Source organism: Myxococcus hansupus, from assembly GCF_000280925.3.
GTDB lineage: Bacteria > Myxococcota > Myxococcia > Myxococcales > Myxococcaceae > Myxococcus > Myxococcus hansupus.
On sequence record NZ_CP012109.1, the window covers coordinates 7,151,808 to 7,166,761 of the forward strand.

The 14,954-nt window shown below is 72.3% G+C and carries 6 protein-coding genes; 4 read left to right on the top strand and 2 right to left on the bottom strand.

Features of this window, described 5'->3' with window-relative positions; genetic code table 11:
- Positions 1-100 precede the first annotated feature (100 nt).
- The 4 genes from A176_RS27920 (at position 101) to A176_RS27935 (ending at position 11,286) form a co-directional block, all read left to right on the top strand.
- Positions 101-715, top strand: a complete 615-nt coding sequence (locus tag A176_RS27920) for a PGRP and LysM peptidoglycan-binding domain-containing protein (protein ID WP_002635269.1) — start codon at positions 101-103, stop codon at positions 713-715.
- The gene (locus tag A176_RS27925; RefSeq protein WP_021781011.1) at positions 708-6,656 is read left to right on the top strand and encodes a hypothetical protein; all 5,949 of its coding nucleotides are present in this window, start codon (positions 708-710) and stop codon (positions 6,654-6,656) included. The genes A176_RS27920 and A176_RS27925 overlap by 8 nt, the downstream gene beginning before the upstream one ends.
- Before the next feature lie 31 nt (positions 6,657-6,687).
- A complete protein-coding gene (locus A176_RS27930) occupies positions 6,688-7,449 on the top strand; it encodes an arylamine N-acetyltransferase family protein (protein WP_002635265.1) in 762 nt (253 codons plus the stop codon).
- A 177-nt stretch (positions 7,450-7,626) separates the two neighbouring features.
- Entirely contained in the window at positions 7,627-11,286 is a 3,660-nt protein-coding gene (locus A176_RS27935; protein ID WP_002635263.1) for a DUF3857 domain-containing protein, read from the top strand.
- Between the two features lie 59 nt (positions 11,287-11,345).
- Here the strand turns inward: A176_RS27935 and A176_RS27940 are convergent, their stop codons facing one another.
- Together A176_RS27940 and A176_RS27945 are read right to left on the bottom strand one after the other, a co-directional pair.
- Positions 11,346-13,514: a bifunctional alpha,alpha-trehalose-phosphate synthase (UDP-forming)/trehalose-phosphatase gene (locus A176_RS27940; protein WP_044889336.1), complete on the bottom strand. Its 2,169-nt coding sequence runs from the start codon at positions 13,512-13,514 to the stop codon at positions 11,346-11,348.
- A 14-nt stretch (positions 13,515-13,528) separates the two neighbouring features.
- Positions 13,529-14,680 (bottom strand): hypothetical protein, encoded by a 1,152-nt coding sequence (locus A176_RS27945; RefSeq protein WP_044889335.1) that lies wholly within the window; start codon positions 14,678-14,680, stop codon positions 13,529-13,531.
- Positions 14,681-14,954: the final 274 nt, after the last annotated feature.

A 14,954-nucleotide genomic window follows, 5' to 3' on the forward strand; every position in this document is an offset into this window, starting at 1 on the left:
CGCCGTGACGCGTTCGCAGCGGCATTCGCCGGACGCGGCCCGGGCATCCCGCCGGCCGCGCACGGCACATGCGCTGCATGGGTCCGTGCCTTGGCACACCATGGCCCGCACCCACACCGTTGAAGAAGGCGACTGCGTCTCCAGCATCGCCCACGCCCACGGGCTGAGCCCCCAACACGTCTGGGAGGCGCCCGGAAACGAAGCGCTTCGCCAGGAGCGGACCAGTCCGCACGTCCTCAAGCCGGGTGACGTGGTGGCGCTCCCGGACAGGCAGGTCCGGCACGTCCCCTGCGCGACGGGACGCACCCACACCTTCAAGCTCAAGGGCATTCCCGAGCGATTCCGCCTGCGGCTGCACGAGGACGGCGCCCCCCGAACCCGTGTGCCCTACCGGCTCACCCTCGGACAGGTCGTCCACGAAGGGGAGACGAACGACCAGGGCCTCATCGACTGCGGGATTCCTCCCGGGGCCCGTGAGGCGAAGCTGGAAGTTGGCGGTGAGGAGTACACGCTGTCGCTGGGAACGCTCCAGCCCGTCAGCACCGATGAAGGGTTGCGAGCGCGGCTGGTGAACCTGGGCTTCCTGGAGGAGGACGCCACGGAGGAAGCCCTCGCCGCCGCCGTCGCGGGCTTCCAAGCCGAAGCGGGACTGATGCCCACCGGCACGGTGGATGACGCCACGCGGAGCAAGCTGAGGGAGGCCCACGGTGCCTGAGACCGTGTCTCCCGAAACGGCGCCCCGGCGCCCCCGCGTGGGGCACGTCGCGCGCGGCGGTGAAATCAACACGCTCAACATCCGGTTCCCCGGCCGCTACTACGCCTTCGTCACGGAAGTGGAGGGCGAGGCGGCTGACACGCTCTACGTACGTCTGGAGTGCGTCGAGCGGGACTGGATGGACAAGGTCTGGAGCGAGCTGGAGAAGATCTTCAACCCAGGCGACTTCCTCAGCTTCTTCAATGCCGTCATCAACGGCCGGCGCTTCGAGGATGTCCAAGACGCCCTGACGGAAGAGCAGCTCAACATCTTCTATGTCGTCTACTACTGGTTCCTGCGGCGAGTCATCGACGGGGGCAGGGACTTCGCGCCGGTGTCCGTGTTCGAGTTCGAGCTCGCACCGGGAGACCCGCTGCGCGATGACCTGGACGAAACGGACTGGTTCCATCTGGAGCTCCAGTCCGCGCCGGAGAGCACCCGGCCCGACGACGACTTCGTGCGCGGCGGACAGGTGCGGCGCGCGGGCGTCCACGTGGTGCGGGGCTTCACTCCGGACACGGATGCCCCGCCGGTGGAACGTTGGATGCGGCGCTTCGTCTTCGTGGAGGACAGCTCCGGCGGCGCGCTGACGCAGGCCGCGCTCAAGCTCCTCCACTTTCCCCTCCCCGAGACGCCCCTGCCCCCGCCGCCACGTCCGGGGGGGCCCGGTGGCGGGAGCCGAAGCCCCACGCCAGAGCCCCCGTTGAAGGACCCCTTCGGCATTCCCGCCGCGCCCCTCCCCATTCCCGTGACGGCCCGCGTGGCCACCGCGGCGCTCGTCGAGCGGATGCGCTCCGCCGTCCGCCGGTGGACCCAACACGCGCGCGCCATCACCGAGGAGGTGGTGGAGTTCTTCGACGACTGGATGCCCCCGCCCCCGGGGCTCGCGCTCGCCGGCGCGGGCGCGCCGATGCCCTCGGGCGGAAGCGGGGCTTTCCCGTCACGCACGCCCCGCGCACGACCGCTGGCCCCGCCGCCCACCGCCCACGCCTACGTGGGAAGCGGCGCGCCCAATCCGATGGATGCGGCGGACCCGAACCGCTCGTTCGCGCCGTTCGTCGGGTTGTTCAACGTGGGCCAGGGCTCGTGCTCCGTGCTGTACGACAACCAGGGCCGCGCCATCGTCTATTACGACTTCGGCAGCCCGGCCAACGGACAGCAGTCCACCTTCCCCCTCATTCCCCAGGGCCACTGCGTGGGCCTGTGCATGTGCAACGGGCCCCTCATCATCCTGTCCCACTGGGACATGGACCATTGCGACCTGGGGCGCTTCTATCCGGAGTCCTTCCGGTGCAGATGGCTCGCGCCCCAGCAACACATGGGGACCGCGGTGTGCCGGGACACCGTCGCGCGCGTGGTTCATGACGGAGGTGAGTTCTCCATCTGGACCGCCTCGGGCCGGCCTGGAACGGCCGCGCAGCCTCGCGGCACGCCGAGTTCCTGGAACCGCCCGGGTGGCAGTCACATGCGGTTTCCGTGGGGCTTCGTCGAACGGAACTACCGCGACACCCAGAACCCGCTCGCCAAGGGCTCGGACCCGCGTAACAACTCCGGGCTCTCCGTGTACGTCTGCGTGCGTGACGCGGCGGGCGTGGGGGCTGTCGCAGCGGGTCCAGCGGCGGACGACGCGAACACAGCGATTGTCGCGGCCGGCCTCAGGCGCGTCACCATCGCGGGCGGCGCGCCGCCAGGCTGGGTGGGTGCGGCGTTCGGCGGACCGAACCTCCCCAACATGGTCGCGGGCCTTCCCGCGTTTCTCGCGGCGATGCAGCCCGGTGGAGGCCACCCCAATCCCGCGGCGCTCCTCGCCCGGCGTCAGGCTGGCGCCGCCCAGGCGGCGGTGGGTCCGGGGGCGCCCGGCGCGCTGCTCACCGCCCGGCAACGGCTCATCATCGCGGCGGTGGCCGTGGCCCAACCGGCGCTGGCACCCGCCACGGCGACACTCCTGGGGAGGGCCGCGGAAATGGCGGCGGACGCGGCGGCGCTCGCCGGGGGAAACCTCGCGCAGCTCGCGGCTGCCGCCGGCACGGCCATCGTGGTGGCGAACGGCGCGCCAGGAACCGCGCTCGCGACCTACACCGCCATTGGACAGGCGGCAGCGGGAGGTCCCCCGCTGCCGCTCCTCGGCGCTCCCGCCGTGGCGCTGGCGCTCATCCAAGGTGCCATCCTGCTCCTGCCCGCCGACCCCATTGGCGCAGTGGCGGGCGCCGGGGCCGTCACGGGCGTGGTGGGCGGCGCCGAATCGGTGAGGGCTGCGGTGAGGGCCGTGGCGCGGACGCAGGTCTTCCCGCTGCTGCCCGCGGTCCCCGGTCTGTCCCTGGAGGGAGAAGTCGCTCGCGCCGTGGGCGTCAGCAATCCGGTGGCCGTCTGCAACGCGGTGGCGCCAGCACTGCCGCAGACGCTCCAAGGCGAAGCGCCCTACCACGCCAACGAGCGCTTCGTACTCCTCACCGGGGACGTCAACTACCTGTACATCCCCGCGCAGCGGCGGCCCTTCGTCGCCCCGGGCGGCCTGCCCCCCGGTGGAGCCGTGGCGCTTCCATTCGCCACCGTCGCCCATCCGCCCGTCGTCGTGAGCATCACCGCGACCCACCACGGCTCCAACAAGGTGGGCAGCAGTCCGCTCAACCCCGCCAACATTCCGTGGGCGCCCAATACGCTGCCGACTCGCGCGGCCGCGACCGCGCATGACGCGGTCGCGGCCCTGCCCCTCTCCAACATCCGGAGGACCGCCACGGCGGCCGCGGCGGCGGCCGCGCTCCCCGCGCCATTGCCCCCGAACCTGGCGCGTCTGTCCGCGGTGGCGGTGCATGCCGCGGGTACCGCGTCCGCCCTGGGCGCCGCGGCCCTCCATGTGAGCATCGCCGCGGCGACGGCGGTCGTCCTGGAAGCAGGCACCCCCGGAACGTTGCAGGCGCAGTTCACGCAGGTGGGCACCGTGGCCGGGGGAGGCGCCTTGCCGGGCGCGCTGGCGGGCGCGACGGCCCTGGCATGGGGCGCGGTCACCGGCGCGTTGGGGGTTGGCGGCGTCGCGATGGTGCCCGGACTGGGCCCCGTGACGGCCGTCCCCGGTGGTCCGGAAGTGGTCCGTGCCGCCACGGCGGCCGTCGTGGCGAATGCGGCGCCCCCTCCCGCCGTGCACGTGACTTCCGCGCGGCGCGCGGTGGAGCAAATTCACGTCGCCGCACGTCCGGGAGCACCCCAGCCGGTGTGGCAGGCCGTCGCCGCGGCAGTGGCGATCCGGCGAAGCATCGCCGCGGGAGGCGCCGTCTCCCCCTTGGCCGCCACGGCCATTGGCCGCGCGGCCCGCGTGGGAATCATCGCCGGCGCCCCGGGAGCCGCGGGAGCCATCGCCATGGCGGGCATCCCGAACCTCCCGCCCGCGACCCACGCTTTTTTCGTCACCGCCGTTGGCGCGATTCCCAACCCGCCCCTCGCGGCGGTGCAAGGCGCGCTGGGGCTCGCGCAGAGCGCGCCCATCGACCCGTTGAACACGGCCTCCGCCGTCGTCAACGCCTTCGCGCCCGCTCCCATCTGGCTCGAGGTCGTCCTGGACGCGATGGTGTCGCGCGGTCAGACACTGGCGCAGTTTCCCTTGGCGGTGGTCGAGATATCCGCCGCCCTCGCGGCCCTCGGCGCAGCGGCGCCAATCGATGCGGTAGCGGCCGTCGTCGAGGCGGCGCGCGCGGCGCAGAACGGACAGGCGGCGGGCGCGGCCGCGGCCGCGGGACTTCCCCACGACCCCGCCAATCGCATTGGTTATTCCTACGGCGTCGGCAGCCAGACGGGCGGAGCCGCGGCCGTTCCACCCTTCGCGCACCGGTATCCCTCCCAAGGCGTGGGACATCCCGCCCACCTCGCCATCGACAAGTACCGCCGGCGGGGATGGGACGTGCGGCGCAACACCAGCATCCACGCGGACCAGAGCAGCCAGCCCGACAACAGCCCTCGCGGTCACCTCGCGCTCGGCTGGGAGGTGGCGTTCATGTACGAAGGCCCGTTGCGTCCCGTCTCCGCCGCCGCGGGCACCCTCTCCCGGACCTGCCACGGCTGCAGGGAAGTCGCCGTGGCGCGAGCGCTCGCGGCCGGCGGCGCCCCGGCCACCGCTGTCGCCACCGCCATGGGCGTGGTCCCCGCTGGGGCCGCGGCCGTGGCCCCCGCGGTGGCCGCGGTCACCGCCGCGCAGCTCGGCCGGGCAGGTCTTCCCGCCGTCAGAGCCGCGCACTACGCCGTGCAGTACGCCACCGCGGCCCGAACCGCGGTGCCCTTCGCCGCCGCGGCGAGCGCCGGGGTCGAGGCGGCCCACGCGACGACGGCTTGCATCAACGTGGCCACGGCGACCCTGAGAGCCTGGTGGCCCGCGAGCATGGCGCGCGTGAACGTCGTCAACGGGACCCCCCTCTCGCCTGGAGCCATGCTGCTCGCGGGCCCGATGGTGCCCAACACCGCCGCCGCCGTCGTCGCCGAGGCCCACCAGACAGTGCTGGGGATGGGGCTGCCCGCCGCGGACCTGTCCGCGCTGCTGGCGGCCGTGGCGGTGTCGTGCGGAGAGCCTGTCGGGGCCGCCATCGCCGCCGCCACCGCGCAGGTCCCCGGACACATCCTCAGCGCGGCCGCTGGCGCCAATGCCGCGAGCGCGGGACTCCCCACAGATCACTTCGCGGCGGCGGTCATCGGAGGCACCTACGCCTGCGCCTTGAACGCGCACCTGCCAGCGGTCGTCGCCGCCCGGGTGGCCGCGATCTCCGCCATGGTCGCGGGGGCTCCCAATCCCGCGTACCTGGACACCGTGGCCAATACCCTTGCAGCGGGGGCCGCGGTCGCCCCGGACTATTTCCTGCTCATGAGAACACCGGGAATCAGTTGGCCGGCGATCGCCGCGGTCGTCTCGGCGCGCTTCGCCGTGGCTCAGGCGGGCTTGACGCCCGGCGCGCCGGCGGACGCGTGCGTCTGTCACGCCGCCGCCGCGGCCACCGTCCCCCTGGTCGCCACGCGCGCCGTGGAAGTCTGCGCGGACACGCTCGCCGGCAGCGGCCTCCCCATCCCTTATCTCCCCGGCAACGTCCCCGCCGCGGTCGCGGCCTCCTCGGCCAAGGCCGCCGCCGCAGTGGCCGCCGCGTCCGTCATCCTGACCACCATGGGCGCGGCGCCCGCAATCCCCATACACGCCGCCGTCTGTTACGCCGCGGCCACCGCCGCCGTCACCGCCGCGGTGGGAGGCGCCGCCGTGGCCGCGGAGGCAGCCGCGAACACCCTGGTCGCAGGCCCCGTGCCCGCCGTCGGCAACACCGCCGTGGCGGCCGCCGTCGTCCTGAACTCCAGCGCGGAGGCCGCCGCGGCGGTGGCGGCGGCCGACACCCTGGTCACCGCGGCGGCGCTGGCCCTGCCCGCCGTGGCCGCCTCCGCCGAATGCCACGCGGCGGCCGCGGCGGCCGCGGGCGTTCCTCCGGTGGCCGCGAACGCCGCGGCGGGAACGATTGCGCTGGGCGTGGTCACCGCCGGCACCGGCGCACAGACCGCCCTGCTCGCGTTCGCATCCGCGGAAGCGAGCGCGGCCGTCGCCGCGGCCATGGCCGTCACCCAGATTGCGCCGGGTGGCCCCGCCAATGACCGGGCCGTCGCGGCGGCGGCCAGCGCGGCGACGCTGGGCATCAACGCCGTTCAGGTCGACACGGCCGCCAACAGCCTCAGCGTGGGCATGGCCCACCCCATCTCCGTCGCCATTTCGGACGCGAACGAACTGCGTGCCTCGGGGGCCTCGGAGGATGCCGCGGCGGCCATGGCCACCGTCCGGGCACTCGAGCCCCGAAGCGCCCCCACGAGCGCGGCCGCGGCCGCGGCGGCGGGCGTCCTCCCCGGGGAAGCGGCGGGCGCCACCGCCATCCGCCACTTCAAGGTCTGACAGGGCCCACCGCGCGTGAGACAGTCGACCCATGTTCGACGTCGCGCGCTACCTGGAGCGAATCGGCGCGGGCGCGGAGCAGCCTCTCGGAAGGCTGCACCGGGCCCACCTGGAGTCGGTCCCCTTCGAGAACCTCGACATCCACCTCGAGCGCCCCATCCGGCTCGACACCGACGCCCTCTTCGAGAAGGTCGTCGTCCAGCGGCGCGGTGGGTTCTGCTACGAGCTCAACGGCCTCTTCGCCCACCTGCTGACGGCGCTGGGGCACCGGGTGACGCTGCTGTCCGCGGGCGTGGCCACCTCACCGGGCAGCGGCACCTACGGCCCCGAGTTCGACCACCTCGCCCTCCAGGTCGAGGACGGGCGGGGCCGGTGGCTGGCGGATGTCGGCTTCGGGGAGGGCTTCACCGAGCCGCTCGACCTCGACAGCCGTGACGTCCAGGTGCGCTCCGGACGCGGCTACCGGCTGGCCCCGGAAGGCGACCGCCTCATCCTCTGGCGCGATGCCTCCACGCCAGAGGGCTGGGAGGCGCAGTACAGCCTGTCGCTCGTGCCCCGCCAGCTCACGGACTTCGCGGGCATGTGCCACCACCACCAGACGTCCCCGGACTCCCACTTCACCCAGCGCCGGCTGTGCACCCGGCTGACACCGGAAGGCCGCGTCACCGTGAAGGAGGGCATGTGTGTCCTCACCCGGGGAGGGGTGCGCACCGAACATCCCCTTCCGGACGAGGCCGCCTGGCGGCGCGCGCTCGTCGAACACTTCGGCGTCATCCTGCCCGTCTCGGAGTAGCGCGCACCTGTCCACACCCCCGCCTTCATCGTATCCTGCGTGATGTTTTCGGTTGCCTGTCCGGCACCCGGGGCCACATGCAGGGGAAGCCCCGGAAGGGTTCGCCTGTTCATCCGCGTCGATGCCCCCCGCCCGGGGCTGGCGCCCCTCACCGTAGCCGCCCACCCAGGAGAACGGATGTCCCGCTTCACAGTGCTGGCCGCAGTCTTCGTGCTCACCTGCCCCCTCTGGGCGCAGGCGAAGCCGGCCGCGGATGAGACCGCCCGCGCCTACGCGGCCGAGGCGATGAAGCAGGCCTCCTCCCCTCGAAGCGCCGCCCTGCTGCTGCGAATGCACGCGCTGGTGGACGAGGTGGAGGACCTCACGCCCCTGTTGAGCACCTATGCCTACGTGGCGTCCCGCCGCAGCTCGGACCCGAACACCCGCGCCACCGCGCAGATGCTGCTCCTGGACACCGAGCGCGCCCGGGGCCGGCTGGTGCGCGCCAACGAGGTGAAGCAGTGGCTGGGCTACGTGGGCGACTACTACGTCACCGGCGGCTTCGAGAACGAAGGCAAGGCCGGCTGTGACACCGACTTCGGCCCCGAGGCGGCCAACCTGGACCTGTCCGCCACCTACCCCGCCGCCAAGGGGGGCAACGCGTCCTGGCGCAAGCTGACGGCGAACACCGCGAACGGCTACATCGACCTGGCCACCGCCATCCGCCCCAACCGCGAGGCCGTGGCCTACGCCGTCACCTGGCTGGAGGCGCCGCAGGAGTCGCGCGTGTCGCTGGGCGTGGGCACCTCCGGCGCGTTCCGCCTGTGGGTGAACGGGCAGCTCGCCGCGAAGGAGGACCGCTACAACCTGCCGCGCCCGGACCAGACGCGCGTGTCCGTGAAGCTGCGCAAGGGCCTCAACCGCGTCCTGGTGAAGGTGTGCCAGGAGTCCGGCCCGCTGGGCTTCTACCTGCGCCAGGAGTCCACCAACGTGCGCGCCGCGCTGCCGGCGAAGGCGCCCGCCCTGGAGCGGGGCATCGCGCCGCAGCCGCAGGCGCTGCCCACGCTCACCTCGGCCATGCGCGCCCTGGTGGAGAAGAACCCGGCGGACGCCGCGCTGCGCGGCGACTACGCCCGCGTGCTGAACTTCTTCCGCACCTATGACGAGCGCGAGCACACCGCCAGCGCCGAGGCCGCGCTCGCCGCCGAGGAAGCACCGAAGGACGCCCGCCTCCAGTTGCTCGCCGCGCAGACGCAGCGCGATGACCTGAACGAGCGCCGCCGCTTCCTGGAAGCCGCCATCGCGGCCGACCCCACCCTGTCGGAGGCCCGCGTGGCGCTGGCGGACCACGAGATGGACCGAGGCCACCCCGAGCGCGTGCTGCCCCTGCTGGCGCCCGTGCTGGAGAAGACGCCGGACGACGTCAACGCGCGGCTCCTGCTGGCGCGCGCGCACGAAGCGCTCGGTGAGCGACCCAAGGCCCACGCGCTGGTGGAGGAGACGTTCCGCCTGCAGCCCCGCGTGCCTCGCGCGGTGCGCGCCGCGGCGCAGGTGTCCCGGCAGCTCGGCCGCAACCGCGAGGCCATGGACCGCATGCGCGTGGTGCTGGCCCTGCGCTTCGACGACACCGGGATGCGCCACACGCTGGCCACGCTGCTGGCGGAGGCCGGTCAGGTGGAGTCCGCCCAGCGCGAGTACGCGCAGTTGGTGACGCTCAACCCCTTCGACAATGGCTCCCGCGTGCGGCTGGCCGAGCTGAAGGCCAGCAACGGCGCGGTGGACGACGCCGTCACCCTCTTCGCCGAGGCCCGCGCGCTGTCGCCGGACGAGCCCGAGGTGTACGAGCGCGAAGGCCGCGCCCTGCTGGCCGCCGGCCGCCGTGAGTCGGCGCTGGCGTCGTTCGAGCGCTCGCTCGTGCTGCGTCCGCAGAACCCGGGCCTGAAGGAAGCGCTGCGCACCCTCAAGGGCGAGAGCACGGGCGCCGGCATGCAGTACCTGGTGGATGCCCGGGAGCTGGCCAAGGAGGCCGAGGCCTACGTCCACGAGGACGCGCTCTACCTGGTGGAGAACACCTACGTGCGCGTGCAGCAGAGCGGCCTGTCCAGCCGCATCCACCAGCGCGTCATCAAGGTCTACAACTCGCGCGGCGTGGATGCGTTCCGCACCATCCCCGTCACCTACTCGCCGGACCGCCAGGAGGTGCGCGTGCTGCGCGCCCGCGTGGTGAAGGCGGACGGCTCCGTGGTGGAGAGCTACGGGGAGAACGAGCGCAACATCAACGAGCCGTGGACGGGCATGTACTACGACGCCCGCGCCAAGATTCTGTCCTTCCCCTCGCTGGCCGCGGGCGACACGCTGGAGCTGACGTACCGCCTGGACGACACCGCGCAGGACAACCTCCTGTCGGACTACTGGGGTGACGTGGAGAGCGTGCAGGGCGTCTACCCGAAGGTGCGCTTCCAGTACCTGGTGGACATGCCGAAGGCGCGGCCCCTGTACTGGAACAAGAGCAAGCTGACGGGCCTGGAGAACGCGCAGGAGACGCTCGACGGCGGCCGCGTGCTGTACCGCTGGAACGCGAAGCACGTCGCCAAGGTGGTGCCGGAGCCGGGCATGCCGGGCTGGGCCGAGGTGGCGCAGAACCTCCACGTCTCCACGTACCAGACGTGGGACCAGGTGGGCCGCTACTGGTGGGGCCTGGTTCGCGACCAGCTCCAGCCCAACGCGGAGCTGCGGCAGACGGTGGACCAGGTGCTCCAGGGCGTGGACCGCAAGGACGAGCTGGCGGTGGTGCGCGCCATCTACAACTTCGTGGTGACGAACACGCGCTACGTGGCGCTGGAGTTCGGCATCCACGGCTTCAAGCCCTACCGCGTGGACCGCGTGCTGGCGCGCCGCTTCGGTGACTGCAAGGACAAGGCGAGCCTCATCCACTCCATGCTCCAGGTGGCGGGCGTGGAGAGCCGGCTGGTGCTGCTGCGCATGCGCAACCTGGGCTCCATTGGCGAGGAGCCGGCGAGCCTCGCGGCCTTCAACCACGCCATCGCCTACGTGCCCAAGTTCGACCTGTACCTGGACGGCACCGCCGAGTTCCACGGCGCCAACGAGCTGCCCAGCGCGGACCGCGTGGCCAACGTGCTGGTGGTGGAGCCCAACGGCAAGAGCACCTTCCTCACCACGCCGGAGGCGAAGGCGCAGGACAACGCCACCCGCATCTCCCTGGACGTGGCGCTGCGCCCGGACGGCGGCGCCGACATCACCGGTGCCAGCACCGTGGGCGGCCAGCACGCGCCCGACTACCGCCGCGCCTACCGCCCCGAGGCCACGCGCAAGTCCACCTTCGAGCGCGCGTGGGCCCAGAGCTTCCCCGGCCTCACGGTGCACGAGGTGAAGCTGAGCGACACCACCCGCCTGGATGACCAGGTGGCGCTGGACTTCAAGATGAGCATCCCGCGCTACTCGGAGGTGCTCCCCAACGGCATGCGCTTCCTGCCCTTCGGCACGGGCCGCACCTACCAGCAGGCCTACGCCTCGCTGTCGGAGCGCCGCTTCGACCTGGTGATGTCCAGCCCGTGGACCAACGGCTTCCTCCTCCGCTACGCGCTGCCTCCCGGCTGGACGGTGGCGGAGCTGCCGCAGGCGGTGGAGGAGACGACGAAGTTCGGCCACATCAAGCTGAGCTACCGGCTGGAGGGCGGCAAGCTGGTGGCCGAGGGCGAGGTGGCCCTCTCCACCGCGCGCGTGTCCGCGGACGACTACCCGGCGTTCCGTGAGTTCCTCGGCCGGGTGGACCGCGCCTTCGGCCGCCGCGTGTTCATCCAGAACGCGGCCAACCGCACCGCGTCCTCGACGCCGTAACGTCGTCGTCTGGAAGGCCCGCGCCCGCCGCCGTCATGGCGGGCGCGAGGCCCCGGCGGCTACGATTCCAGCACCCCCGCCAATAGCGCCCGGACCTCGGCGGGCCCCTTCACCCGGAAGGCCGCCCGCGTGGGCTTGTTGCCCGCGTGGATGGTGAGGCCTCCCTTCGGAATGCACGCGAAGAGGTCCTCGTCCGTGCGGTCATCCCCCATGGCCACCACGAGCGAGCCGGGCGCCGCGCCCCGCGTGGCCTCGCCCACGACGCGGCCCTTGTGGACGCCCTGGGGACGAATCTCCACCACCTTGTCCCCCGGCAGGATGTCCATGGACTGCCCCGCGAACTTCTCCGCGAGGTACAGCCGCAGCTCCCGGGACTGGAGCGCGCCGAACTCCGCGTCCACCAGCCGGTAGTGCCACGCCAGCGACGCCGTCTTCTCCTCCACGAAGGAGCCCGGCACCCGCGCGGAGAAAGCCTCCAGCTCCGGCCGCACCCGCTCCTTCCAGTCGAAGTTCACGCCCTCCAACATCCGCCAGTCGTCGCCCGGTTTGGGGCGAGACCAGAGGCCGTGCTCCGCGTAGAGGCCGACGCGCAAATCGCCCAGCCACTCCTCCAGCGTCTCCTTCGGCCGGCCACTGACGATGCTGACCGAGACACCCGGCTTCGCCACGAGCCTGGCCAGCAAGGCCTTCAGCTCGGCGTCGGGCGCCGCCAGCTCGGGCCTGGGCGCGTAGCCCACCAGCGTCCCGTCGTAGTCGAGGAGCAGTTGCAGGCGCGGCGCCTGCTTCATCCGCGCCAGCGCCTCCGGGGCGCCCGCTTCGGCGCGCTCCGACACCGGGGGCAGGCCCTGGAGCCGGTCGAGGAAGGACGACGTCCACCAATGCACGTCGCGCGACTTCACCTGCTTGCGCAGGGTGCGCATGCGGGTGGCGCGCTCCTCCTCCGCCATCCCCAGCGCCTTCTCGATGGCGTCCGCCATGTTGTCCACGTCGTAGGGGTTGACGATGAGCGCACCGCCCAGCTCCGCCGCGGCGCCCGCGAACTCACTGAGCACCAGGACGCCGTCATCATCCGGCCGCGCCGCGCAGAACTCCTTCGCCACCAGGTTCATGCCGTCGCGCACCGGCGTGACGAGCATCACGTCCGCGGCCCGGTACAGCGCCGCCAACTGCCGCTCGTTGAACGAGCGGTAGAGGTAGTGCACGGGCACGTTGTGCACGGTGCCGTAGGTGCCGTTGATGCGGCCCACCAGCTCGTCCACCAGCTCGCGGTAGTTGGCGTAGGCCTCCACCTGCGTCCGGCTGGGCACCGCCACCTGGATGAAGCGCAGCCTTCCGCGCCACGCGGGCGTGCGCTCCAACACGCGCTGCACGGCCAACAGCCGCCGGGGAATGCCCTTGGTGTAGTCCAGCCGGTCGATGCCCAGGAGGATGCGCTGCCCCTCCGCGGACTTGCGCAGTTGGGCGACCTCCGCCGCCGCGCCCGCGTCGCCCGCCAGGGACTCGAACGCCTGCGCGTCGATGCCCATGGGGAAGGCCGCCACACGCACGTCGCGCCCTTCCCAGATGATGCGGTCGATGTCCGTGTCCAGCCCGAGCTGCCGCAGCAGCGCGCCGGAGAAGTGCCGCACGTAGCTCACCGTGTGGAAGCCGATGAGGTCCGCGCCCAGCAAGCCCTTCAGCAGCTCGTGACGGCGCGGCAGCGTGCTGAAGATTTCCGACGAGGGGAACGGGATGTGGTGGAAGTAGCCGATGCGCGCGCCCGGCAGGCGCTGGCGCAACATCCCGGGCACCAGCATCAACTGGTAGTCATGCACCCAGATGGTGTCACCGGGCTGGTAGTGCTTCGCCACCAGGTCCGCGAAGCGCTCGTTGACCTTGCGGTACACCTCCCAGTCGCGGTCCTGACGTGGGATGCGGTCCAGCATGTAGTGACACAACGGCCACAGGACGCGGTTGGAGTAGCCCTCGTAGTAGCGGCTCACCTCGCTGGCGGACAGCGTGAGCGGTACACAGCGCAGCTCGGCGAGCTGCTCATCCACGCGCGCGCGTTGGCTTTCAGACAGACGGGAGACGTCCCCGGGCCAGCCAATCCACAGCCCACCCGAGCGCTCGTGCGGACGGCGAAGGCCCGTGGCCAGCCCTCCAGCGCTGCGGACCACGGAGACGGTGTCCTTCTCCACCTTGACGGTGACAGGGAGTCGATTCGAGACGAGCAGGAGTCGGGACATAGGCCCCTTCTGCATTAGTCATTCCGAGCAGGAATGACCATGGTCGAAACGTGTGGCGCCCCCAATGGTCGCCCCGGGTGTCGAATGTCCACCGGTGCCCAACCCAAGCGCGACAACAGCGCGGGCTGCCGTCCCGGCTTCCACACGAACGCGTCCAAAACGTAGTGCGTGGCCTGCGGCAGTGCCAGCAGCGGCACCACGAGCGCCAGCACGTCTGGTGGCAGCGTCACGCGGCTCGCGCCGAAGAGCGAGGCGTGCTCGCGCCACACGGCCTGGTCCCAGAGGAACTCCTCCGCCAGCGCCAGCGCCACGAGGAACAGCAGGAAGCCCGGCAGTCCCGCGCGCAGCAGCGCCGCCGCCGCGCCGTAGCCGCCTTCCGCGAGCCGCCCGCGCGCATACCGGAAGAGCAGCGCGAAGTACGGCACGCCGTGCAGCACCACGTTCATCACCGTGAAGCTGAAGTCGTCATTCGCGACGACGATGCCGCCGAACCACGTCACCCACGTGGCCACCACCAACAGCACCTTGCCCACCTGCACGCCTTCACCGCGCACCACGCGCAGGGCCTGGAAGCCGGCCCACGTCACGAGCACGCCCGCGTGGAGCGCCAGCGCCACGGTCCCCATCCAGGACGGCAGGCCCGCCAGGAAGTCCCCGGGCACGAACCACGAGAAGCTCCGGGGCAGGTTCGCGTGCCACCAGACCACGGGGCCCAGCGTCGCGGCGTACACGGCCGCGGCATCCAGGCGGCGCTCCCACGGAGAGACGCGCGCCTTGCGGTCATACAAGGCCACCCAGCCGTACTGCTGACGCACGAAGTGACTGAGCGCGACGTAGGCGAAGAGCGTCCAGAACGTGCCCGGCGACACGAGATGCGCGAGCACCCCCGCGCCATACGCGGCCAGCGGCGCGCCCAGGTAGAGCCCGGGCCTGTCCCTCAGCTCCTCGGGGTCCAGGTAGGTGCGGAACAACGTGGACCAGACGTGCGCCACATCCACGCAGACGACGAAGAGCAACCACGCCCACAGCGGCGATTCACCCGCCACGCCGAGCCACGGCGCCGCGAGCACGAACGCCACGGACACGAGCGCGCTGCCCGCGAAGACGAACAGGTCCACGCCAGGACTGAACAGCCAGCCCTGGGAGGGCGCGAGGAGTCGAGCCATCGGTGCGCGCAGCCTATCAGAGTCCGTGCGCCCAGGACGCGGCACGCCGCCGCTGGCGCCCGGGACGAGGCACGCCGACACCGCGCCGTGGACGCAGCACGCCGCCGAGCCTTGAACGCGGCACGCCGCCGCGCCTTGAACGCAGCACGCCGACACCGCGCCCGGGACGCGGCACGCCGCCGCGCCTTGAACGCAGCACGCCGACACCGCGCCCGGGACGCAGCCCGCCCACACCGCGCCCGGGACGCGGCACGCCGCCGCGCCTTGAACGCGG

What these genes read in the sequence shown, in the direction of transcription:
- A176_RS27920 (WP_002635269.1), top strand. Translation starts at nt 101, where the DNA reads ATGGCCCGCACCCACACCGTTGAAGAAGGCGACTGCGTCTCCAGCATC.
- A176_RS27930 (WP_002635265.1), top strand. Translation starts at nt 6,688, where the DNA reads ATGTTCGACGTCGCGCGCTACCTGGAGCGAATCGGCGCGGGCGCGGAG.
- A176_RS27935 (WP_002635263.1), top strand. Translation starts at nt 7,627, where the DNA reads ATGTCCCGCTTCACAGTGCTGGCCGCAGTCTTCGTGCTCACCTGCCCC.
- A176_RS27940 (WP_044889336.1), bottom strand. Translation starts at nt 13,514, where the DNA reads ATGTCCCGACTCCTGCTCGTCTCGAATCGACTCCCTGTCACCGTCAAG.
- A176_RS27945 (WP_044889335.1), bottom strand. Translation starts at nt 14,680, where the DNA reads ATGGCTCGACTCCTCGCGCCCTCCCAGGGCTGGCTGTTCAGTCCTGGC.